A 22,373-nucleotide genomic window follows, 5' to 3' on the forward strand; every position below is an offset into this window, starting at 1 on the left:
CGTATGGCGGAATTCGATCCTGCGCTCGAGGCGGAGGGTGAGGATTCCGCCGGCTGGAACATCGAGGGTCGTATTCGTCGCGCCCTCGTGGCCGACATCGGCGGGCGATGGTCTTTCCGCGCGGACGACGAGTGGAATTACGTTGTGCCGCAGGCAGGTTTGCCTCGTCCGCAGGGCTGGAAGCTGCATATTTCGGGAACCGTGCTGTCCGCCAGGGAAATTCTGGACCGTGTGCTGCCCGTCCTGGTCTCCGGTCGGTCGGCATTCAAGATCGCCCGCGGTCTCGCATCCCTCGAATCGCTGTCCGATATGCACTCCGCCCGCGAGAGCGCCGGCAAATTCATCACCGTCTACCCGCCCAACAACGATACCTGCGGCGTCCTCGCCGCCGAGCTCGACGCGCGACTGACGGGCCTGTACGGACCCGTTGTGCTATCGGACCTGCCGTACCGGCCCGGCAGCCTGGTCTCCTGCCGATACGGCGCCTTCCGGGCCATGTACACCGTCTCGGCCGCAGGGGATCTCCGACCGGCCATCACCACCCCGGACGGGGAGCGAGTCGAGGACCGGCGCAGGCCGTGGTTCGAATTCCCGCCCTGGACAACGCCTCCCGAGGCGTTCCGGCAGCCACACCGAGCCGCGGGCAGCGGACCGGTCCGCGGGCGGTCCGGTGGGGTGCTGCTGGCGGACCGGTTTCTGGTCGGCCAGGCGCTGCAGCTGACCGCGAAGGGCGGGGTATACCTGGCCCGAGACCTGAAGTCGGACAACGCCGATGCCCTCATCGTCGTCAAACAGGCGCGACCCCATATCGGCGCGGGCGCCGACGGTCTCGACGCGCGATCCTTCCTGGGCAACGAATGGTCCGTGCTGCACCTGCTCGCGGCCACCGGCGTCACACCGGTGCCCGTGGCGCTGTTCCAGCACGACGGCGACCTGTTCCTTGCCGAGGAATATGTGCGCGGCACCCGCCTGGACCGATGGGCGCGACGGTTCCAGCCCGGCCCCTATGGCGGCGACGGCAGCGATTCGGCCCTGTCGGCAGCCATCTCACGGCTGTGTGCGGCGATCGGGGCGTTCCACTCGCGCGGGCTGGTAATCCGGGATCTGAGCCCGACGAATCTCCTGGTGGAGGATTCCTCGGAGGGACCCACGATTCGGATCTGCGACGTCGAATACGCCGCGTTCAGCGGGACCGCGCCCCGCATCGTCGGGACGCCGGGCTTCAACGCGCCCGAGCAGCGGGCGGGCAAGCCCGCGCGGCCCGCCAACGACCTGTACTCGCTCGGCGCGGTGCTCTACTACATGTGCACCGGTCGCGCGCCGCAGCTCGCAGCCGAGGACCCGCCGGCACGACCGATCGCGGCACGCCTGTCGGAATTGCTCGCGCGCGGCGCCCCGAGCCGGCAGCTCGCGGCCATGACAGGTCTCATCGTCGCGCTACTGGACGACGATCCCACCGCGCGACCGTCGTTGCACCAGGTCACTTCCCGGCTGGGGTCGTGGGTGACGGCCGGACCCGCGGGAACAGAAGTGCACACCGAGGAGGGGCCCCGGACGCTCGCCGCCGACCTGGTGGAACATCTCGTGGCCACATGGACGCCCGGCTCGCCGCGACCGTGGAACTTCGGCGACTACCGCAAACACGAGACGCCCCTGGACGTCTACTCCGGTGTGGCCGGCGTGGTCGGGGTGCTCGCCCGCGCCGCCGCCACCGGAAACCACCCGGGTGTGCCGCCGGTCCTCGCCGAGGCGGCCGCCTGGCTGGCCGACCATCACCAGCCCGATGGCGTGCGACAGCCCGGCCTCATGGTGGGCGACGCGGGGATCGCGTGGGCGCTGGGCCTCGCGTACGCCGCGGCCCGGCCCGGCCGCCGGCCACCCAGCCCCGCGATCATGACCCGGCTGCCCTCTGCACCGCCTTCCAACGACGAATTCTTGTATGGCACTGCGGGTTCCATCGTCGCGCACGCCGGCCTCCTGCAGGGCGCGGCAGCATTCGGCCTGACACCCGCCGAGGCCGGCGCGATCCGCGACCGGCTCGTGGTGCTGTGCGCCGACCTCGCGGCCCGGCAGGCATCGATCGAGGAGGGCAGCCCAGCCGGCGCGCCCGATGCCGTCACCGACCACGGCTTCGCACACGGGACGGCCGGGATCGGCTACGGGCTGCTGGTCGGCGGGGCGATGCTGGACGATGAGGCCCTGATCGGCCAGGCGCTCGAGTGCGGCCGTCGCATCGGCAAGGCCGCGCTCCATCGCGACGATCAGGCGTGGTGGGCTGAGGGCTCGCCGAACGCGCCGCTGTACCGCGGGCACTGGTGTCACGGGTCATCGGGCATCGCGACCTTCCTGGTCCGGCTGTGGTGGTTCACGGGCGACGAGCAATCCCTCGCGACCGCGCGGGCCGCGGCTCGCGCGGTTCTGGCCGGGCGAACGGGGGCGCCCGCGTGCGCATGTCACGGCCTGTCCGGGGACGGCGAGTTGCTCCTCGATCTCGCCGCCGCGACGGGAGAGGCTCATTATCGCGAGGCGGCCCGATCCATCGGTAATCAGCTGTGGGGCATGCGCGTCCGGCGGGAGGGACGCTGGCTGGTGCCCGACGCGGACCGCGCCGGAATCAGCGTCTCCTACGCCCTGGGAACGGGTGGGGTCGCCTCGTTCCTGCTGCGCCTGCTGCACGGCGGTCGCCGACCCTGGACGGCCGACGACGTGCCCCACGGACCCAGGAGGGCCGGATTCCCGGCCTTCGAGAGCGGCTCCGAGAGGAGGTGAATCACCATGCCCACCAACACCATTGAGATCGATGCGGCCACCACCGACATCTTGGATCTGCAGCGGATGCCCACGACCGGCCCGATCGACATCGAGGTGGACTACAGCGCGGCAGTGTCCTACTGCGTCTGCGGTGTCGGTCAGTGGACGCACACGCACCCGGAGATCTGATCCAGACACTCCGCCCACGGTCTGCCCGCCACTGCCCCTGGCGGCGGGCAGATCCGACCGATTCCTGCCGGCGGCCCTAACCGGATCAGCGGGTGCCGATCACCCGAGTGAGCAGTTCGACGACCGTCCTGGATTCGGAGGGTGACAGGGCACGGCAAACGGCACGGTCGCCACCCGCCGAAACATCAGCCCAGTTGCGGAATCACCTCGGCGGCAATGCGTTCGGCCTGCTGGGGGTCCTCGACCATCGGGGTGAACAGCACCAGCTCGGCCCCGGCATCGATCACACTCCGCACGCCCGCAACCACATCCGACGGTGTGCCCGCCACCGCGACCGGCGCGAATGCCGGTGAGCCGTACAGCTTCTCGAGGTTCTGGGCGACCAGGGCGCGTGCCCGGGCCGCGTCGTCGTCGATGACGACGTACACCCGTTTGGCGATCGGATACGTCTCCGGATCGCGACCGGCGGCGGCCACTTCCGTGCGCAGGGTCCGCACCTGCTCGGCGAAGGCCTCGGTGGTGGTCGATCCCGCGCCGAAGAAGCCGTCACCCAGCCGGGCCGCCCGGCGCAGCGCCTTGGCGTGCCCGCCGCCGAACCAGACCGGCGGACCGGGCTTCTGGAAGGGCTTGGGTTCCATGCGCGCCCCCTGCAATTGCCAGAACCGCCCCTCGAAGCTCACGCTCGGCTCGCTCCACAGCGCCCGCATCACCTCGACACCCTCGGTGAACCGCGTCAACAGCCCCTCGGCCTCGATGCCGAACGCGGACAGCATCCGGCCCTTGCCGCCGTACCCCACACCCACGTCCAGGCGCCCGCGCGAGAGCTGATCCAGCGTGCTCAGCGACCGCGCCAGATGCACCGGATTGTGCAGCGAGCTCACGAACACCGAACACCCCACCCGAATCCGGGAGGTGGCTGCCGCGGCGAAGGTCATGGTCTCGATGGCGCCCAGCTGCGGCATCTGCGCCATCGTCAGCACCTGCTCCTGTGTCCAGGCGCTGTCGAAACCCAGCTCCTCGATGCGTTGCATCCTGGCCCGGAACGCGTCGGGATCGAATTCACCGTCGGCGTAGAACTGCGGAATCGAGATCGCATAGCGCATGTCCGCGCCAACGCGGAGCGCCTCGACGCTATTCCCGGCGCCGACCCCCTATTCGGGGGTGGGCAGGATCGCGGCGTCCAGAGCGCTCTCGTGGGCCGGTCAGCACGCCCGCGCGTATTCCCGCCCGCGATGTGACGAATTCCCCACCCCCAGGATTTAGTTAGTTAGCATATTGCAACTATATTGGATCAAGCATTGTTCAGATCGCGTACTTCGGGGAGAGGGACCTTGGCTTCCGCACAAACACCCGCCGACCTGGACGTCGGTGACGTCCAGACGATCCGCCGGCGCCTGCGCGTCGACCGCGATCACCCGCACTACAAGTGGGTGGCGCTGTCGAACACCACGCTCGGGATGCTGATGGTCACCATCAACTCCTCGATCGTGATCATCTCGCTGCCCGCGATCTTCCGGGGCATCCACCTCAACCCGCTCGAACCCGCCAACGTCAGCTACCTGCTGTGGCTGCTGATGGGCTTCCTGCTCACCTCCGCGGTGCTCGTGGTCATGTTCGGCCGGCTCGGCGACATGTACGGCCGCGTCAAGATCTACAACGCCGGCTTCGTCGTCTTCACGGTCTCGGCGATAGCGCTCTCATTCGACCCGTTCGACGTCGGGGGCGGCGCGATATGGCTCATCGCCTGGCGCGTCATCCAGGGCATCGGTGGCGCGATGCTCATGGCCAACTCCGCGGCCATCCTCACCGACGCCTTCCCGGCCAAACAGCGCGGCGTCGCGCTGGGCATCAACTCCGTTGCCGCCGTTGCCGGTTCGTTCATCGGCCTGCTCGTCGGCGGCCTGCTCGCCGAATGGGACTGGAAGGCGGTGTTCTGGGTCAGCGTGCCGTTCGGCATCATCGGCACCATCTGGTCCTACCGCTCCCTGCACGACAACGGCCAGCGCACGCCCGGCTCGATCGACATCCCCGGCACCGTCGCGTTCGCGGTGGGCCTCACGGCCCTGCTGACCGGAATCAACTACGGCATCCAGCCCTACGGCAACTCCAAGACCGGCTGGACGAACCCGTGGGTACTGACCGGGGTGATCGGCGGCATCGTGGTGCTGATCGCGTTCTGCTTCATCGAGGTCTACTCCAAGCAGCCCATGTTCAACATGAAGCTGTTCCGCAACAAGACCTTCGCGCTGGGCAACTTCGCGAGTCTGATGGCCTCCGTCAGCCGCGGCGGCATGCAGTTCATGCTCATCATCTGGCTGCAGGGCATCTGGCTTCCGTTGCACGGCTTCAACTTCGAGGACACCCCGCTGTGGGCGGGCATCTACATGCTGCCGCTGACCATCGGCTTCCTGGTCGCGGGCCCGGTCTCGGGCTGGCTGTCGGACCGGTACGGCGGGCGCGTCTTCGCCGCGAGTGGCCTACTGCTGGCCGCGATCACCTTCGTGCTGCTGGTGATCCTGCCGGTCGACTTCAACTACTGGGTCTTCGCGGTCGTCATCCTGCTCAACGGCCTCGGCACGGGCATCTTCACCTCGCCCAACACCGCCGAGATCATGTCCGCGGTGCCGGCCTCGCAGCGCGGCGTCGCCTCGGGCATGCGCGGAACGCTGATGAACGGCGGCATGGCGCTGTCGATCGGCGTGTTTTTCTCCCTGATGATCGCCGGGCTGTCCAACACCCTTCCCGGGGCGATGAATTCGGGCCTGCTCGCGCAGGGCGTGCCCGGCGAGGCCGCGAGCCAGCTGGCGAACATGCCGCCCGTCGGCAGCCTGTTCGCCACCTTCCTCGGGTACAACCCGTTCAAGGAATTGCTGGGCCCGAAGATCCTCAACGCCCCCGGCGTCAACGGCGACACCATCACCGGGCAGTCGTTCTTCCCGCACCTGATCTCGGGTCCGTTCCACTCCGGGCTGGTCGCGGTCTTCATCGCCGCCGCGGTGATGATGCTGCTGGGCTCGATCGCGTCCTGGTTCGCCAAGAGCGACTACGTCGCGGACGAGGCGGCCGAGCTCGCCGAGGCCACCCGCGAGGGCATGGGCGACGACATCGACCGCACCCTGGTCGCCGCCACCGCGAACACCGGCACGGCGAACACGGCCGCGGCGACCACCCGCCTGCCCGCGCCGACCGTACGGCCACTGGCTGCGGAGGGACGCACGGTCAGCGGCCGGATCACCCACGCGGACCGCAGCGCCGTCCCCGGGGCGGCACTGACGCTGATCGACCAACGCGGACACCAGGTTTCGCGGGCGACCGGCAGCATCACCGGCGACTTCGTCCTGGAGCCGCCCGCGCCGGGCAGCTACGTGCTGATCGTCTCGGCGGGCGGTCATCAGCCCGCGGCGGTCAACCTCGTGGTCGCCGGCCACCCCCAGCGCCTGGACATCCCGCTGCAGGGCGCGGGCGAGCTGTCGGGCATCGTGCACACCGTGGACGCCCGCCCGGTGGCCGATGCCACCATCACCCTCACCGATATGCGCGGCGAGGTCGTGGGAGCCGCGGTCTCCGGCGCCGACGGTGGCTACAGCTGCCAGGGCGTGGTGTCGGGCGTGTACACGCTGGTCGCCGTGGCCGAACACATGCGACCCAGCGCCATCACCCTGACGGTGCCCGACAGCGGACAGCTCCGGCACAACATCGAGCTGGCCCCGATGGCGGTGCTCACCGGCACGATCCGCGGGGCCGGCGGCCGGGCCGTGGCCGATGCGCAGGTCGTCGTGCACGACGCCAGTGGCGCGGTGCTGGGTTCCGCCCGTACCGACGAGGACGGCTGGTACCGGGTGAGCGATCTGTCCGAGGGCGATTACACGGTCGTGGCCAGCGGCTACCCGCCGGTGACGAGCCGGGTCGTCGTCGCGGGCGGGCAGATCGGGCACGATCTGCGGCTCGGGTACGACGGCGCGCACGAACCGAACGGCAACGGGCACAACGGCAACGGTGTGCACAGCGCCGCCGCGGGCAACGGCCTGCACGGTCACGGCTCGCACCGCAATCATGTGAACGGCAACGGCCACAACGGAAACGGCCTCACCGCCCGGCACGCCGCCGACACCGAATAACAGAACACCCGAACCACGACGCTGGGCGACGGTACGAACGACCGTCGCCCAGCGTCGTGAGATCCCCCGGTAGCCGGAACGAGACACCACCGGGCCACGGCGCCGGACCGATGCCACGGCGGGCATACTTGCTGCCAAGGACGATGCCGCACGGGGACCGATTGGCCGGATGATTCAGCGAGGAGACAGCACCCGATGATGCAGCAGCGCAGCGCCGATCGCCTCGCCGAGGCCGCGGACATCTACGTGGCCGTCGGCCGGATCACCAGACTGCTGCGCCGCGCCGGGGATCTCGGCTCGCTCAGCACGGGCTCGGCGGCGGCGCTGGCCACCCTGGTGCGCTCCGGGCCGATGCGGCTGGGCGATCTGGCCGGCGTCGAACGCGTCAGCGCGCCGACGATGTCGCGCATCGTCACAGTGCTCGAGAAGGCCGGATACGTCGAGCGCAGCCCCGATCCGATCGACGGCCGGGCCCAGGTCCTGTCCGCGACCGCACCCGCCACCGATCTGGTCAACGGCCTCACCTCCGCGCGCATCCAGCGCTTCGCCCAGGCACTGGACACCCTCGACGACGACGAACGCCGCTCCCTGGCAACCACTCTCACCAAGGTTGTGGACCTGCTCGACGAGTAGCCCGGCTTGACCTGGAGTGCACTCCAGGTCGTAGCGTCGGATGCGGCGGGCGCGGCCCGCCCTCGAATTGCGGCGTTAGGGAGGGTTCCATGATCGAGACCAGGAAGCTCGGCGAGCTGACCGTCGGCGCGCAGGGTCTGGGTTGCATGGGCATGAGTCAGGCCTACGGAGTCCGCGACAACGACGACGAGTCGATCGCGACGATCCACCGGGCGCTCGAGCTGGGCGTCACCCTGCTCGACACCGCCAATGTCTACGGTCCCGAAACGAACGAGAAGCTCGTCGGCCGGGCCATCGCGGGGCGGCGGGATCAGGTGGTGCTGGCAACCAAGTTCGGCATCATCTTCGACGAGGACGGCCAACGGGCGCGCGGCGATGCCGCCTACGTGAAGCAGTGTTGTGACCAGTCGCTGGCCCGGCTCGGGGTCGATCACATCGACCTGTACTACCAGCATCGCGTCGACCCGAACGTCCCGATCGAGGAGACCTGGGGCGCGCTGGCGGAGCTCGCGGCCGCGGGCAAGATCCGCTACGCCGGCATCTCCGAGGCGTCCGCGGAGACCATCCGGCGCGCCCACGCCGTGCACCCGGTGACCGCACTGCAGAGCGAATGGTCGCTGTGGACCCGCGGCATCGAGGACGAGGTGCTGCCGACGTGCCGCGAGCTGGGCATCGGCATCGTGCCGTTCTCCCCGCTGGGGCGTGGCATGCTCACCGGCGCCATCACCTCCACCGCGGATCTTCCCGCGGACGACATGCGGCGCTTCATGCCTCGCTTCGCCGACGGCAACTTCGACCGCAATCTGGCCATCGTCACCGAGCTGCGCGCCCTCGCCGGCGAGAAGGGTCTGACGGCGGGTCAGCTGGCCCTGGCCTGGGTGCAGAGCCGAGGCGACGACGTCGTCCCGATCCCGGGAACCAAGCGCCGCGCCTATCTCGAGCAGAACATCGCCGCGGCCGACATCACCCTCACGGCCGAGGATCTCAGCAGGATCGAGGAGGCGACCAAGGATGTCGCGGGCGCCCGCTACCCGGAGCAGTTCGCCCGGACCGTCGGGAAATAGCGGGCGATTCCGGTCCTAGTGTGCCGCTGACACTTTCAGCACGATCGGTGTCTGTGCGGTGACCGAGGTGCCCGGCGCGGGCGTCTCCGCCGTCACCGTCCACGGTTTCGTCATCGCCTTCGCATCGTGCATGACGTCGGTGCCGTCGGCGGCGGTGATCGAGGTGATGTCGTAGCACAGGGCCGCGCCGACCACCGTGTCGCCGAGGGGCTTTCCGCGGAAGTCCGGCAGCTTCTGCGGCCACGCCTGGGACCCGCACTGCTCCCCCGCGGACTGCGCGGAGCTCGGCGCGGCCGCCGAACTGGCCGCCGCCGAACTCGGGGCCGCGGTGGAGCCGTGCGATCCCCCCGACGACCCGCACGCGCCACAGGCGAGGGCGGCGGCCAGGGTAGTCACGGCTATCACGGTGCGGCGCATAGGTTTTCCTTCACGGTCGGGGGCCGGAGCTGCCGGCCGTCGTCGCGGTGCGCCACCGACCTTAATACGGGCCGTCACCGCCGCACCGGGCGGACCGCGCGAGGGGGCCGAATGCGCTGCGGGCCAGCGAATTTGCCGCGGTTACAGGTCCGCCTCGCTCAACGCCGCGTGCAGGCGCGCCAGTGTGCCACGGATGCTCACCGTCGAGACCTGCACGCCGAGATGCGCGGCCACCTCCGGATCGTAATTCGTGCCGCAGCAGCGTCTCCTCGAGCACCGAATCAACCGGCGGCCGGTGATCGGCGACGCCCCAGGCATGTTCGTGATCGGCGCCGGCCCGCTCGTGCCGTACCCGGTTCACTGCCTGGCGGTGCGCGAGGGTGCGCAGCCACGCCACCGCCGAGCCGCGCTGTTCGTCGAATTCCGCGGCGCTGCGCCAGATCTGCAGATACACGTCCTGGCGGGTTTCCTCGGCGTAGCCGCGATCGCGCACGATTGCCAGCACCCGCGATTGCGCCGCCGTGCTACAACCGTAACCCGAGCTCGACAATCGCCCACGCGACCTCGTGCACGCCGATCCGGCGCTGGCGCGCATGCCCGCGGATCAGCGTGTACGCGGCCTCGGGGGTGATGCGCCGCGCCCCCGCCACCACCCCTTTGGCCTGCTCCACGACGATCCGCGAGGACAGCGCGTGCTGCAGCCGCAATCCGCGCCCGCCCGAATCCTTACCCCTGATTCGGGACCGCGCGCCCCGCGGATACCCGGCAGACGCGAGCGGCCTCGGCGACGCGGCGAATTTGCCGCAGATGCGCCCCCGCCCGCGGGCCGGGCCGCGGCGGAGCGGGCGGGGCGGGGCTCACCTCATTCAGGGGATGCGGTGTCCCGCAACGTATCTCCCCGGATCCCCCGGCCTTTGTCAGCCGTGCAGGTACTGGACCAGATGTTCGCGCTCGGTCTGCAACTCCGATATGGCGCTCTTGACCACGTCCCCGATGCTCACGATGCCGACCATCCGCCCGTTGGCCACCACCGGCAGGTGGCGGATCCGATGCTCGGTCATTGTCGAGCGCAGGGTCTCGGCACGGTCGTCGGGCGAGCAGGTGTGCACCACCATCGTCATGATCTCGGACACCGGCCGGTCCAGCAGGTCGGCACCGACGCGGTGCAGGCGCCGCACGACGTCGCGCTCGGAGACGATGCCGTCGAGCGTGAGACCGTCCGCGGACACCACCACCGCGCCGACATTGTGCTCGGCCAGCACCCCCAGTAGTTCACGCACCGTGGCCTGCGGCCCGATCGTGACCACGTCGCTGCCCTTCGCCCGTAGAATCTCCGAAATTCGCATAGCGCCACCGTCCGTCGTTCGCCGTCCCCGAATATCCAGCATCTCGCGTTTTCCCTCGGGTGACCAGCATCGATTCGCTTGGTGACGATCAACGTCCCGCTTGTGGAAACCCCGAGTCCACGTGAACCTGCCACGCGCGGGCCCGGTGCGGACGTACGATCGCCCACGTGGCCGATGCGAACCGTCCCGCCGTGCTGCGGGTTCTCGTGTACAGCAGCGATTCCGACACCCGCCGCCAGGTGATGCTGGCGCTGGGCACTCGTCCGCACCCCGAGCTGCCGCCCCTGGAGTATCTGGAGGTGGCCACCGCGCCGGTGGTCGTCGAGCAGCTCGACGCGGGCGGCATCGATCTGGCCATTCTCGACGGCGAGTCCGCCCCGACCGGCGGCATGGGCGTGGCCAAGCAGCTCAAGGACGAGGTCTCCGACTGCCCGCCGATCGTGGTGCTGACCGGCCGCCCGGACGACGCCTGGCTGGCGAACTGGTCGCGGGCCGAGGCCGCGGTGCCGCATCCGATCGATCCGTTCGAACTTACCCAGGCCGTGGTCGCGCTGCTGCGGAACACACAGGCCGCCTGACTCCGAACTGCTGCGAAGCCCTCTTCCGTTCATGGAAGGGGGCTTCGCCGTTTCATCGTCCCGATTACGCCGGTTCGGTAATAAGTGACAGTTCTGAATTCGATCAAACGCAGCCGCCAAACCGCTGGTATTGAGAAGGAACGGTTGTAAGCTGTGCCCTAGCTCACATGAGTGCGGGCGTTGGTATCAGTACCCGTCCACGTCAGGTCCCCTTACGCCCACGCCCGAGCGCGCCCACGGGGGCGAGACTGGCCCGGCAGACGACGATGTCAGCCCCGCCTCGGCTGCTGCCGTCCGAGGACACCGAAAAGGGGTTGTGCAGTTGTGAATAATGAGGTTCCCACACTCGTTCTCGGCGCGGTCGCCGCGGCCTTCGGGCTCGGCTCGATCCTGCTCGCCGCCCTGGTCGGTCCCAAACGTCTCAACAAGGCCAAACTCGAGGCCTACGAATGCGGTATCGAGCCGACGCCGCACGCGGTCGCCGGTGGTCCCGGAAACGCTGCCGGACAACGCTTTCCGGTCAAGTACTACCTCACCGCGATGCTGTTCATCATCTTCGACATCGAGATCGTCTTCCTGTATCCGTGGGCGGTCCACTTCGATGCGCTCGGTGTGTTCGGCCTGGTCGCGATGGCGCTGTTCATCTTCAACGTCTCGGTCGCCTATGCCTACGAGTGGCGGCGCGGCGGGCTGAGCTGGGACTGAAGGCGCGGCGCGCACCACATACATCCGTCCGGCGTCCCGGTCATTCCGGGATCGTAGATTTTCCAGCACGGGAAGTGAGTCGGTCTTCATATGGGTCTCGAGGAAAAACTGCCCAGCGGCTTCCTGCTCAGCACGGTCGAGCAGTTCGCCGGATACATGCGCAAGGGTTCGCTGTGGCCGGCAACGTTCGGCCTGGCCTGCTGCGCAATAGAAATGATGGCCACGGGCGCGGGCCGGTTCGACAGCGCCCGATTCGGCATGGAGGTCTTCCGCGCCTCACCCCGGCAGGCCGATCTGATGATTGTGGCCGGGCGCGTCAGCCAGAAGATGGCGCCGGTCCTGCGCCAGGTGTACGACCAGATGACCGAGCCGAAATGGGTGCTGGCCATGGGGGTCTGCGCCTCCTCGGGCGGCATGTTCAACAACTACGCGATCGTGCAGGGCGTGGATCACGTTGTGCCCGTGGACATCTACCTCCCGGGCTGCCCGCCCCGGCCGGAGATGCTGCTGCACGCGATTCTGAAGCTGCACGAGAAGATCCAGGAGATGCCCCTCGGTGTCAACCGCGAGGAGGCCATCCGGGCCGCGGAGCAGGCCGCGCTGGAGTACACCCCCACCATCCAGCTGAAGGGGCTGTTGCGATGACATTCGACTCCCCCACCACCCAGGGCCCACCGGAGGTTGCGGTGACCGAAGATCCAGCCAGCACAGCGCAATCCGGCGGCAAGCCGGAGCAGGCCGAGCCGACCGCGCCCCTGCAGGAGGTGATCGGCGTGCGCCGCGGCATGTTCGGCGTCAGCGGCACCGGAGACACCTCCGGGTACGGCCGCCTGATCCGCACGCTGAGCCTGCCCGGCAGCACGCCCTCGCCCTACGGCGGCTACTTCGACGAGGTGGTCACCGCCCTGGCAAGGGCCCTGTCCGACACCGTGTTCGCCGCCGCGATCGAGAAGATCGTGGTGGACCGCGACGAGCTGACCCTGCACGTGCGCCGCGAGCACCTGCCAGTCGTCGCCCGGACCCTGCGCGACGATCAGGGCCTACGGTTCGAGCTGTGCCTGGGCGTCAGCGGCGCGCACTACCCCGTCGACACCGGACGCGAACTGCACGCGCTGTACCATCTGCTCTCGATCACCCACAACCGCCGTGTGCGCGTGGAGGTCTCGGCGCCCGACGCCGATCCCCACATCCCGTCGCTGTATTCGGTGTATCCCACGACCGACTGGCACGAGCGCGAGACCTACGACTTCTTCGGCATCCTGTTCGACGGCCATCCGTCGCTGACCCGCATCATGATGCCCGACGACTGGCGCGGACACCCGCAGCGCAAGGACTACCCGCTCGGCGGGATCCCGGTCGAGTACAAGGGCGCGCGCATCCCGCCGCCCGACCAGCGCAGGACGTACCACTGATGAACGGGACAGACACTCGGCACGACCACTCGGCACGACACAGCCGGGCGCGCGGCTGCATCGTCGAAGCCCGACCAGCGCAGGACGTACCACTGATGAACGGGACAGACACTCGGCACGACACAGCCGGGCGCGCGACTGCATCGTCGAAGCCCGACCAGCGGAGGACGTACCACTGATGAACGAGACAGACACCAAACGCGAAACAGGTTCCTCCCCAACCGAATCCACTGTCACCGTCGTGGGGCAGGACTGGGACGACGTGCGCCAGGCCCTCGACGGCGCCGCCGAAGAACGCATCGTGGTCAACATGGGCCCGCAGCACCCCTCGACGCATGGTGTGCTGCGGCTGATCCTGGAGATCGAAGGCGAGACGGTCACCGAGGCCCGCTGCGGCATCGGCTATCTGCACACGGGCATCGAGAAGAACCTCGAATACCGCACCTGGGTGCAGGGCACCACCTTCGTCACCCGCATGGACTACCTCTCCCCGTTCTTCAATGAGACCGCCTACTGCCTGGCGGTGGAGAAGCTGCTGGGCATCACCGAGGCGATTCCCGAGCGGGTCACCGTGATCCGGGTGATGCTCATGGAACTGAACCGCATCTCCTCGCATCTGGTGGCCCTGGCCACCGGCGGCATGGAGCTGGGCGCGCTGACCGCGATGCTGTTCGGATTCCGTGAGCGCGAACTGATCCTGGACATCTTCGAGACCATCACCGGCCTGCGCATGAACCACGCCTACATCCGCCCCGGCGGCCTGGCCCAGGATCTGCCCGACGACGGCGTGGCCAAGGTGCGAGACCTGTTGGCGCTCATGCCCAAACGCCTGCGCGATATGGAGCTGCTGCTCAACCAGAACCCGATCTGGAAGGCCCGCACCCGCGGCGTCGGCTACCTGGACCTGGCCGGGTGCATGGCCCTGGGCATCACCGGCCCGGTGCTGCGCTCCACCGGCCTGCCACACGATCTGCGCAAGTCCCAGCCCTACTGCGGTTACGAGACATACGAATTCGACGTCATGACCGACACCGGCTGCGACTGCTACGGCCGCTACCTCATCCGCGTGAACGAGATGAAGGAGTCGCTCAAGATCGTCGAGCAGTGCCTGGACAAGCTGCGACCCGGCCCGGTCATGGTGGAGGACAGGAAGATCGCCTGGCCCGCGGACCTGAAGCTGGGACCGGACGGCCTGGGCAACTCCCCCGAGTACATCGGCCACATCATGGGCACCTCGATGGAGGGCCTGATCCACCACTTCAAGCTGGTCACCGAGGGGCTGCGGGTGCCGCCCGGGCAGGTGTACACCTCGGTGGAATCCCCGCGCGGGGAGCTCGGCGTGCACATGGTCAGCGACGGGGGTACCCGGCCCTACCGGGTGCACTATCGCGACCCCTCGTTCACGAATCTGCAGGCGGTGGCGGCGATGTGCGAGGGCGGCATGGTCGCCGACGTGATCGCCGCCGTGGCGAGTATCGACCCGGTGATGGGTGGTGTTGATCGATGACGGAAATCCTGTTGAAGCTCTCCACGCGGCCGATTCCGTATCCGGCCGAGGTGCACGACCGGCTCGAGGCCGACGCGAAGCAGATCATCGACTGCTATCCGCAGTCGCGCTCGGCGCTGCTGCCGCTGCTGCACCTGGTGCAGAGCGTCGAGGGGTACATTTCGGGCACCGGCATCGGATTCTGCGCCGAGCAGCTGGGCCTGACCGATGCCGAGGTCACCGCCGTGGCCACCTTCTACTCCATGTACCGCAGCACCCCGACCGGCGACTACCACGTCGGGGTGTGCACCAACACGCTGTGCGCGATCCTGGGCGGCGACGAGATCCTGGCCGCGCTGAAGGCCCACCTGGGTATCGGGCACGGGGAGACCACCGCCGACGGCAGCATCACCCTCGAGCACATCGAGTGCAACGCCGCCTGCGACTACGCGCCGGTCGTCATGGTGAACTGGGAGTTCTTCGACAACCAGACCCCCGAATCCGCACGCGCACTGGCGGATTCGCTGCGTAACGGCGAACCGGTGATCGGCAGCCGCAGCGGGATACCGCTGTGCACCTTCCGCGAGACCGCCCGCGTGCTGGCCGGCTTCCCGGACGAGCGTCCCGGGGTCACCGACGGCGAGACGGGCGCGGCCACCCTGGCCGGACTGCACGTCGCCCGCACCACAGCGGTGCCCGAACAGCCGCTGCACCAGCATGATTCGCGGTTCGACGACGGGAGCGACCGGTGACTCTCGCCCCCGTGCTCACCCGCTACTGGGACGAGCCGCAGTCGTGGACCCTGGACACCTACCGCCGCCACGACGGATATCTCGCACTGCCCAAGGCACTGCGCATGCATCCGGACGAGGTCATCTCCACCGTCAAGGATTCCGGGCTGCGCGGCCGCGGCGGCGCCGGCTTCCCGACGGGTATGAAATGGGGCTTCATCCCGCAGGATTCCGGCAAACCGCACTACCTCGTGGTCAACGCCGACGAGTCGGAACCCGGTACCTGCAAGGACATTCCGCTCATGCTGGCCACCCCGCACGTGCTGATCGAGGGCGTGATCATCGCGGCCTACGCGATCCGCGCCTCGCACGCGTTCATCTACGTACGCGGCGAGGTGCTGCCGGTGCTGCGGCGGCTGCAGGCCGCGGTCGCCGAGGCCTATGCCGCCGGCTATCTCGGCCACAACATTCTCGGCTCCCACTACGACCTGGAACTGATCGTGCACGCCGGGGCCGGGGCGTACATCTGCGGCGAGGAGACCGCGCTGCTGGATTCGCTCGAGGGCCGCCGCGGCCAGCCCCGGCTGCGACCGCCGTTCCCTGCCGTCGCAGGCCTGTACGCCAGCCCGACGGTGGTCAACAATGTGGAATCCATTGCCAGCGTGCCCCCGATCATCCTCAACGGCATCGACTGGTTCCGGTCGATGGGCTCGGAGCGCTCGCCCGGATTCACCCTCTACTCGCTGTCCGGGCACATCGCCCGGCCCGGGCAATACGAGGCGCCACTGGGCATTACGCTGCGCGAGCTGCTCGGCTACGCGGGCGGCGTGCGTGCTGGGCACACCCTGAAGTTCTGGACCCCGGGAGGATCGTCCACTCCGCTGCTCACGGCCGAACACCTCGACGTCCCGCTGGACTACGAGAATGTGGCCGCCGCGGGATCCATGCTGGGCACCAAGGCATTACAGATCTTCGACGACACCACCTGCGTGGTGCGCGCGGTGCTGCGCTGGACCGAGTTCTATGCCCACGAATCCTGCGGTAAATGCACTCCGTGCCGCGAGGGCACCTACTGGCTCGTGCAACTGCTCGAGCGACTCGAACACGGGCAGGGCACCGAGGCCGACCTCGACAAGCTTCTCGACATCGCCGACAACATCAACGGCAAGTCGTTCTGCGCGCTCGGCGACGGCGCGGCCAGCCCGATCTTCTCCTCGTTGAAGTACTTCCGCGACGAATACGAGCGGCACCTGCGCGAGGGGCGCTGTCCGTTCGATCCGGCCCGCTCGACCGCCTGGGCGGTCACCGCACAAGGAGGCGCGCGATGACCGCCACGGTTTCCTCGGGTACCAGCGGCGGGGTGACCCCCGCGGACATGGTCACCGTCACTATCGACGACACCACCCTCAGTGTGCCGACGGGCACGCTGATCATTCGCGCCGCCGAACTCGTCGGCATCCAGGTCCCTCGATTCTGTGACCATCCCCTGCTCGACCCGGTCGGCGCCTGCCGCCAATGCCTCGTCGAGGTGGAGGGGCAGCGAAAGCCGGTGGCCTCCTGCACGATGACCGTCACCGACGGCATGGTCGTGCGGACCCAGCTCACCTCCCCCACGGCGCAGAAGGGGCAGGAGGGGGTGATGGAGCTGCTGCTCATCAACCACCCGCTCGACTGCCCGGTGTGCGACAAGGGCGGGGAGTGCCCGCTGCAGAACCAGGCGATGTCCACCGGGCGCGCCGAGTCCCGCTTCGACGGCGTCAAACGCACGTACCCCAAACCGATTCCGCTGTCCTCGGCCGTGCTGCTGGACCGCGAGCGCTGCGTGCTGTGCGCCCGCTGCACCCGCTTCTCCCAGCAGGTCGCCGGCGATCCGTTCATCGAACTGATGGATCGCGGTGCGCTGCAACAGGTCGGCATCGCCGACGGCGAACCCCTGGATTCCTACTTCTCGGGCAATACCGTGCAGATCTGCCCGGTCGGCGCGCTCACCGGCACCGCCTACCGGTTCCGGGCCCGGCCCTTCGACCTGGTCTCGAGCCCGGCGGTGTGCGAGCACTGCGCCTCGGGCTGCGCCCAGCGCACCGATCACCGGCGTGGAAAGGTGTTGCGCCGCTTGGCCGGTGACGACCCGCAGGTCAACGAGGAATGGAACTGCGACAAGGGCCGCTGGGCCTTCGCCTACGCCGGCGAGCCCGACCGGATCACCACCCCGATGGTCCGCGGCTGGGACGGCGAACTGACCCCCGCCTCCTGGTCCGAGGCCCTCGCGCGCGCCGCCGAGGGCCTGGCCGCCGCGCGCGGCAACGCGGGGGTGCTGGTCGGCGGGCGTGCCACCCTCGAGGACGCCTACGCCTACGCCAAGTTCGCCCGCATCGCCCTGGGCACCAACGACATCGACTTCCGCGCCCGCCCCCATTCGGAGGAGGAGGCCGAATTCCTCGCCGCCCGGATCGCCGGGCAGGGCATGCCGGTCGACTACGCCGCCCTCGAGGCCGCCCCGGTGGTGTTGCTCGCCGGATTCGAGCCCGAGGAGGAGTCCCCGATCGTCTACCTGAGACTGCGCAAGGCCGCCCGGAAACGGGGGCTGGCGGTATATTCGCTGGCCGCGCACGCCAGCCGCGGGCTGGAACGCATGTCCGGCACGCTGCTGACCACGGTGCCGGGCGCCGAGGCGCATCTGCTGGAAACCCTTCGCACGGGCGTGGATACCGGCCTGGAACAGGCCGGTATCGCCCTGGACGACGAGGGCGGCCGGGCCGCCGCCGCCCGGCTCGCCCACCTGCTGCGCGAACCCGGCGCGGTGATCCTGGCCGGCGAGCGCCTGGCTACCGCGCCCGGCGCGCTGTCGGCCGCGGTCCGCCTGGCCGACGACACCGGCGCGGCCCTGGCCTGGGTGCCGCGCCGCGCCGGCGAGCGCGGGGCCGTCGAGGCCGGTGCGTTGCCGGGCCTGCTGCCCGGTGGCCGCCCGATCGTGGATTCCCATGCGCGGCAGCAGATCAAGTTAGCGTGGGACGTGGACGATCTGCCCGTGGATACCGGGCGTGACACCGCGGCCATCCTGGCCGCCGCGTCCACGCTCGGGGCGCTGGTCGTCGGCGGTGTCGAGATCGGCGACCTGCCCGATCCCACCGCGGCCCTGGCCGCCATCGCCGCCGCCCGCTTCGTGGTCAGCCTGGAGCTGCGGCGCAGCGAGATCACCGACCACGCCGACGTGGTGTTCCCGGTAGCCACCGCCTCGGAGAAGTCCGGCACCTTCCTGACCTGGGAGGGCCGCGCGCGGGAATTCGATGCGGCACTGGGCGATTCGACCGTCCGCAGGCAGGCCGCGTCGCTGGCCGATCACCGCGTCCTGCACGCCATCGCCGAGGAGATGCGCGTGCCGCTGCGGCTGCCCGACATCGCCTCGGCCCGTGCGGAACTGGCCGCGCTCGGCGCCTGGGACGGCCCGGCGGCGACCGGCCCCGACGCGCTGCCCGAACCGCTGCCGCAGCCCCCGGCGGGCAGCGCGATCCTGGCCGGCTGGCGGATGCTCATCGACCGTGGCCGCCTGCAGGACGGCGAGGAGAATCTCGCCGCCACCGCTCGCCGGCCGGTCGTGCGCCTGTCGCACGACACCGCGGCCGAAATCGGCGCCAGCACCGGCGATCCGGTGCACGTGAGCACCGACCACGGCCACATCACGCTGCCCCTCGAGGTGACCGAGATGCCCGACCGGGTCGTCTGGCTTCCGCTGAATTCGCCCGGATCGGCGGTGTACCAACAGCTTTCCACCACCCCGGGACATGTCGTGCGCATCCGGCGGGAGGACCACCGTGAGTGAGCTCATCCCCGTCACCCCGGCGCGTATGCGGCCGGGATCCACCGGAACCGGCTCGGTCGCAACAGATTCCGGCCAGCAGCGTGCCGGAATGACGGAACTGTCCCGCCCGAGCATCGAGGAGGTGCTGTCGTGAGTGATATGAGTGCCTTCGGCCACGACCCCTGGTGGCTGGTGGTGGTGAAATGCATCGCGATCTTCATCTTCCTGCTACTCATCCCGATGCTCGGCGTCTACGCCGAACGCAAGATCGTGGCGTGGATGCAGATGCGCGTCGGCCCGAACCGGGTCGGGCCGCACGGCACCCTGCAGTCGATCGCCGACGGGGTGAAGATGCTCCTCAAGGAGGACATCGTCCCGGCCATCGTGGACAAGCCGATATTCATTCTCGCCCCGGTGGTTTCGCTGATTCCGGCGGTGATGGCGTTCGCGGTGATGCCGTTCGGGCCGGAGGTATCGATCTTCGGCACCCGGACCCCGTTGCAGCTCACCGACATGCCCGTCGGGGTGCTGTACATCCTGGCGATGGCCTCGGTCGGCGTGTACGGCATCGTGCTGGCCGGCTGGGCGTCGGGATCGACGTATCCGCTGCTGGGCGGGCTGCGCTCGACCGCGCAGGTGATCTCCTACGAGATCGCGATGGCGGCCTGCTTCGCGGCGGTGTTCCTGCTGACCGGCACGATGTCGACCTCCGGCATCGTCGCGCACCAGTGGGGCACCTGGAACGTCTTCCTGCTGCTGCCCTCGTTCGTCATCTACGCGGTGTCCATGGTCGGCGAGACCAACCGGGCGCCGTTCGATCTGCCCGAGGCCGAGGGCGAGCTCGTCGGCGGCTTCCACACCGAATACTCCTCGCTCAAGTTCGCCATGTTCATGATGGCCGAGTACATCAACATGGGCACGGTGTCCGCGCTGGCGACCACGCTGTTCTTCGGCGGCTGGCACGCGCCGTTCCCGCTGAACCTGTGGGCGGGAGCCAATTCCGGATGGTGGCCGCTGCTGTGGTTCACCGCGAAGATGTGGATCTTCCTGTTCGTGTTCATCTGGCTGCGCGGCACACTGCCGCGACTGCGCTACGACCAGTTCATGAATCTGGGCTGGAAGCTGCTGATCCCGGTCTCGCTGCTGTGGGTGATGGTCGTCGCGACCCTGAAGGTGCTGCAGGACAACGGAGTTCACATCCAAACCGCCGGAATGGTGATCGGTGGGATCGCGCTGACGCTGCTGCTGCTGGCGATGGTGGTGCGCGCGGGCCTGCGCGGCAGCGGCACCCCGGCGCCGGCCGAGCCCGCCGACTACTCCGGATTCCCGGTACCGCCGATGCCGGCCACGGCCTCGCGCCAGGGCCCGAAACCCGGTCTGCTCGAGCCGTTCGCGGGCTTCGCGGTCACCTTCCTGACCATGTTCAAGAAGAAGAACACCGAGTTCTATCCGGAGGTCAAGGAGCCGACCGCGCCGCGCTATCACGGCCGCCATCAGCTCAACCGCCATCCCGACGGACTCGAGAAGTGCATCGGCTGCGAGCTGTGCGCCTGGGCCTGCCCGGCCGACGCGATCTACGTCGAGGGCGCGGACAACACCGAGGCCGAACGCTTCTCCCCCGGTGAGCGGTACGGCCGCGTCTATCAGATCAACTACCTGCGCTGCATCGGCTGCGGCCTGTGCATCGAGGCCTGCCCCACCCGCGCGCTGACGATGACCAACGAATACGAGCTGGCCGACGACAACCGCGCGGACCTGATCTACGAGAAGGACCGGCTGCTGGCCCCGCTCCAAGCGGGGATGACCCTTCCGCCGCACGCCACGGTGCCCGGTACCACCGAGCAGGACTACTACCTCGGCACGATCGACGTGCTGGGCAGCCTTGCGGCAGGGGCGACGTCCGAGCCGGACATCGTCTCCGGACAGACCCCGGCCGCGGCCGGAGCGGAAGGAGCATCGCGATGAATCCCCTGGCGGCACACGCGGTCCCGCGGGCCGGGCAGCTCGCCCTCGCCGAGGGCGCGACGCACACCTCCACCGGCGAGGCGGTGCTGTTCTGGGTGCTGGCGGTCGTCGCGGTGGCCGGGGCGCTGGGCATGGTGACCGCGCGCAAGGCCGTGCACGCGGCAATGTGCCTGGCGGCCACCATGATCACGCTGTCGGTGTTCTACATCGCCGAGAACGCGCTGTTCCTGGGCGTGGTGCAGATCGTGGTCTACACCGGCGCGGTGATGATGCTGTTCCTGTTCGTGCTGATGCTGGTCGGCGTCGACACCTCCGAATCGCTGCGGGAGACGCTGCGCGGGCAGCGGATCGCGGTCATCGTCGTCGGCATCGGGTTCGCCCTGCTGCTGAGCGCGGCCATCGCCCGTGGGCTGCACGACGATTCGGTGGCGCAGCGGGGGCCGGGCTTCGGACAGTACTCCATCAACGCCCTGGCCGAGCTGATCTTCGTGCGGTACGTGTGGGCATTCGAGCTGACGGGAGCGCTGCTGATCACCGCCACCATCGGGGCGATGGTGCTGGCCCACCGGGAACGGTTCGGGTTGCACTCGGATCAGAGGGCGATGTCCAAACAGCGTGTGCTCGATGGTGATCGGGTCACCCCGTTGCCCACGCCGGGCGTGTACGCCCGCCACAACGCGGTGGACATTCCTGCCCGCCTGCCCGACGGCTCGTTCGCCGAACTGTCGGTCAGCACCATCCTGCGGCACCGCCGTCATCGCGCGCACACCGAGGCGGCGGTCATCGGCGTGGGCGTGACCAACGGCAACGGCTCCTCCGGACCGCACAACGGCTCCGGCAACGACGACGCCAGCACGGCTGACTAGAAAGGCTCTGCGGTGAATCCGGACAACTATCTGTATCTCTCGGCACTGCTGTTCACCATCGGCGCGGTCGGAGTCCTGGTGCGGCGCAACGCGATCGTCGTGTTCATGTGCATCGAGCTGATGCTCAACGCGGTGAACCTGGCGTTCGTCACATTCGCCCGCGAACACGCCAACCTCGACGGCCAGGTCTACGCCTTCTTCACCATGGTCGTGGCCGCGGCCGAGGTCGTCATCGGCCTGGCGATCATCATGACCATCTTCCGCGCCCGCCGCTCGACCTCGGTCGACGACGCCAACCTGCTGAAGTACTGAC

At 68.9% G+C, this 22,373-nt stretch carries 22 protein-coding genes and 2 pseudogenes; 19 read left to right on the forward strand and 5 right to left on the reverse strand.

Annotated features, from left to right (window positions below; all coding sequences use genetic code 11):
• Window positions 1-3 precede the first annotated feature (3 nt).
• Together lanL and ABH933_RS38295 are read left to right on the forward strand one after the other, a co-directional pair.
• Window positions 4-2,769: a class IV lanthionine synthetase LanL gene (gene lanL / locus ABH933_RS38290; protein ID WP_429425169.1), complete on the forward strand. Its 2,766-nt coding sequence runs from the start codon at window positions 4-6 to the stop codon at window positions 2,767-2,769.
• Window positions 2,770-2,775: 6 nt separating this feature from the next.
• Window positions 2,776-2,940, forward strand: a complete 165-nt coding sequence (locus ABH933_RS38295) for a hypothetical protein (RefSeq protein ID WP_429425170.1) — start codon at window positions 2,776-2,778, stop codon at window positions 2,938-2,940.
• A gap of 185 nt (window positions 2,941-3,125) precedes the next feature.
• Here ABH933_RS38295 and ABH933_RS38300 read toward each other — a convergent pair whose 3' ends face one another.
• A complete protein-coding gene (locus ABH933_RS38300; protein ID WP_429425172.1) occupies window positions 3,126-4,043 on the reverse strand; it encodes an LLM class flavin-dependent oxidoreductase in 918 nt (305 codons plus the stop codon).
• 228 nt (window positions 4,044-4,271) lie between these two features.
• On the opposite strand from ABH933_RS38300, the pseudogene ABH933_RS38305 reads away from it, so the two are divergent.
• From ABH933_RS38305 to ABH933_RS38320, 4 genes and pseudogenes are all read left to right on the forward strand, one after another.
• Window positions 4,272-6,383: pseudogene (locus ABH933_RS38305) on the forward strand (MFS transporter); the annotation flags it as partial.
• 36 nt (window positions 6,384-6,419) lie between these two features.
• Window positions 6,420-7,058 (forward strand): MSCRAMM family protein, encoded by a 639-nt coding sequence (locus ABH933_RS38310; RefSeq protein WP_429425253.1) that lies wholly within the window; start codon window positions 6,420-6,422, stop codon window positions 7,056-7,058.
• A gap of 195 nt (window positions 7,059-7,253) precedes the next feature.
• Window positions 7,254-7,691, forward strand: a complete 438-nt coding sequence (locus ABH933_RS38315; RefSeq protein WP_429425174.1) for a MarR family winged helix-turn-helix transcriptional regulator — start codon at window positions 7,254-7,256, stop codon at window positions 7,689-7,691.
• An 89-nt stretch (window positions 7,692-7,780) separates the two neighbouring features.
• Window positions 7,781-8,755: an aldo/keto reductase gene (locus tag ABH933_RS38320; protein ID WP_429425176.1), complete on the forward strand. Its 975-nt coding sequence runs from the start codon at window positions 7,781-7,783 to the stop codon at window positions 8,753-8,755.
• A gap of 15 nt (window positions 8,756-8,770) precedes the next feature.
• On the opposite strand, the gene ABH933_RS38325 is transcribed toward ABH933_RS38320, so the two are convergent.
• From ABH933_RS38325 to ABH933_RS38340, 4 genes are all read right to left on the reverse strand, one after another.
• Window positions 8,771-9,151, reverse strand: coding sequence for a hypothetical protein (locus tag ABH933_RS38325; RefSeq protein ID WP_429425179.1), 381 nt, complete (start codon window positions 9,149-9,151; stop codon window positions 8,771-8,773).
• An 82-nt stretch (window positions 9,152-9,233) separates the two neighbouring features.
• Window positions 9,234-9,677, reverse strand: a complete 444-nt coding sequence (locus ABH933_RS38330) for a sigma factor (RefSeq protein WP_429425182.1) — start codon at window positions 9,675-9,677, stop codon at window positions 9,234-9,236.
• A 19-nt stretch (window positions 9,678-9,696) separates the two neighbouring features.
• On the reverse strand, window positions 9,697-9,879 hold the full coding sequence (locus ABH933_RS38335) for an ANTAR domain-containing protein (protein WP_429425184.1): 183 nt from the start codon (window positions 9,877-9,879) through the stop codon (window positions 9,697-9,699).
• Between the two features lie 210 nt (window positions 9,880-10,089).
• On the reverse strand, window positions 10,090-10,518 hold the full coding sequence (locus ABH933_RS38340; RefSeq protein WP_429425186.1) for a CBS domain-containing protein: 429 nt from the start codon (window positions 10,516-10,518) through the stop codon (window positions 10,090-10,092).
• Window positions 10,519-10,685: 167 nt separating this feature from the next.
• Between ABH933_RS38340 and ABH933_RS38345 the strand changes: the two genes are divergently transcribed.
• From ABH933_RS38345 to nuoK, 13 genes and pseudogenes are all read left to right on the forward strand, one after another.
• Window positions 10,686-11,096, forward strand: a complete 411-nt coding sequence (locus tag ABH933_RS38345; protein WP_372452113.1) for a hypothetical protein — start codon at window positions 10,686-10,688, stop codon at window positions 11,094-11,096.
• Between the two features lie 324 nt (window positions 11,097-11,420).
• Window positions 11,421-11,801, forward strand: coding sequence for an NADH-quinone oxidoreductase subunit A (locus ABH933_RS38350; RefSeq protein ID WP_215919967.1), 381 nt, complete (start codon window positions 11,421-11,423; stop codon window positions 11,799-11,801).
• Between the two features lie 90 nt (window positions 11,802-11,891).
• Window positions 11,892-12,446 carry a NuoB/complex I 20 kDa subunit family protein gene (locus ABH933_RS38355; protein WP_429425189.1) on the forward strand — a complete coding sequence of 185 codons (555 nt, stop codon included), beginning with the start codon at window positions 11,892-11,894 and terminating at the stop codon, window positions 12,444-12,446.
• Window positions 12,447-12,487: 41 nt separating this feature from the next.
• Window positions 12,488-13,213 (forward strand): NADH-quinone oxidoreductase subunit C, encoded by a 726-nt coding sequence (locus ABH933_RS38360; protein WP_429425255.1) that lies wholly within the window; start codon window positions 12,488-12,490, stop codon window positions 13,211-13,213.
• Between the two features lie 178 nt (window positions 13,214-13,391).
• Complete coding sequence (nuoD, locus tag ABH933_RS38365; protein WP_429425191.1) at window positions 13,392-14,720, forward strand: NADH dehydrogenase (quinone) subunit D; 1,329 nt, start codon at window positions 13,392-13,394, stop codon at window positions 14,718-14,720.
• Window positions 14,717-15,451, forward strand: a complete 735-nt coding sequence (nuoE, locus tag ABH933_RS38370) for an NADH-quinone oxidoreductase subunit NuoE (RefSeq protein ID WP_429425193.1) — start codon at window positions 14,717-14,719, stop codon at window positions 15,449-15,451. Before nuoD ends, nuoE begins: the two co-directional genes overlap by 4 nt.
• Window positions 15,448-16,758: an NADH-quinone oxidoreductase subunit NuoF gene (gene nuoF, locus ABH933_RS38375; RefSeq protein ID WP_429425195.1), complete on the forward strand. Its 1,311-nt coding sequence runs from the start codon at window positions 15,448-15,450 to the stop codon at window positions 16,756-16,758. Before nuoE ends, nuoF begins: the two co-directional genes overlap by 4 nt.
• Window positions 16,755-19,250: an NADH-quinone oxidoreductase subunit G gene (locus ABH933_RS38380; RefSeq protein WP_429425197.1), complete on the forward strand. Its 2,496-nt coding sequence runs from the start codon at window positions 16,755-16,757 to the stop codon at window positions 19,248-19,250. Before nuoF ends, ABH933_RS38380 begins: the two co-directional genes overlap by 4 nt.
• Window positions 19,243-19,383: a hypothetical protein gene (locus ABH933_RS38385; protein WP_429425198.1), complete on the forward strand. Its 141-nt coding sequence runs from the start codon at window positions 19,243-19,245 to the stop codon at window positions 19,381-19,383. The genes ABH933_RS38380 and ABH933_RS38385 overlap by 8 nt, the downstream gene beginning before the upstream one ends.
• A 5-nt stretch (window positions 19,384-19,388) precedes the next feature.
• Window positions 19,389-20,603 (forward strand): annotated as a pseudogene (gene nuoH, locus ABH933_RS38390) (NADH-quinone oxidoreductase subunit NuoH); the annotation flags it as partial.
• Window positions 20,604-20,648: 45 nt separating this feature from the next.
• Window positions 20,649-21,194: an NADH-quinone oxidoreductase subunit NuoI gene (gene nuoI, locus ABH933_RS38395; RefSeq protein WP_429425257.1), complete on the forward strand. Its 546-nt coding sequence runs from the start codon at window positions 20,649-20,651 to the stop codon at window positions 21,192-21,194.
• On the forward strand, window positions 21,191-22,060 hold the full coding sequence (locus ABH933_RS38400) for an NADH-quinone oxidoreductase subunit J (protein ID WP_429425200.1): 870 nt from the start codon (window positions 21,191-21,193) through the stop codon (window positions 22,058-22,060). The genes nuoI and ABH933_RS38400 overlap by 4 nt, the downstream gene beginning before the upstream one ends.
• Before the next feature lie 12 nt (window positions 22,061-22,072).
• On the forward strand, window positions 22,073-22,372 hold the full coding sequence (nuoK, locus tag ABH933_RS38405; protein WP_216903698.1) for an NADH-quinone oxidoreductase subunit NuoK: 300 nt from the start codon (window positions 22,073-22,075) through the stop codon (window positions 22,370-22,372).
• Window position 22,373: the final 1 nt, after the last annotated feature.

This window comes from Nocardia sp. GP40 (assembly GCF_050434125.1).
Lineage (GTDB): Bacteria > Actinomycetota > Actinomycetes > Mycobacteriales > Mycobacteriaceae > Nocardia > Nocardia albiluteola.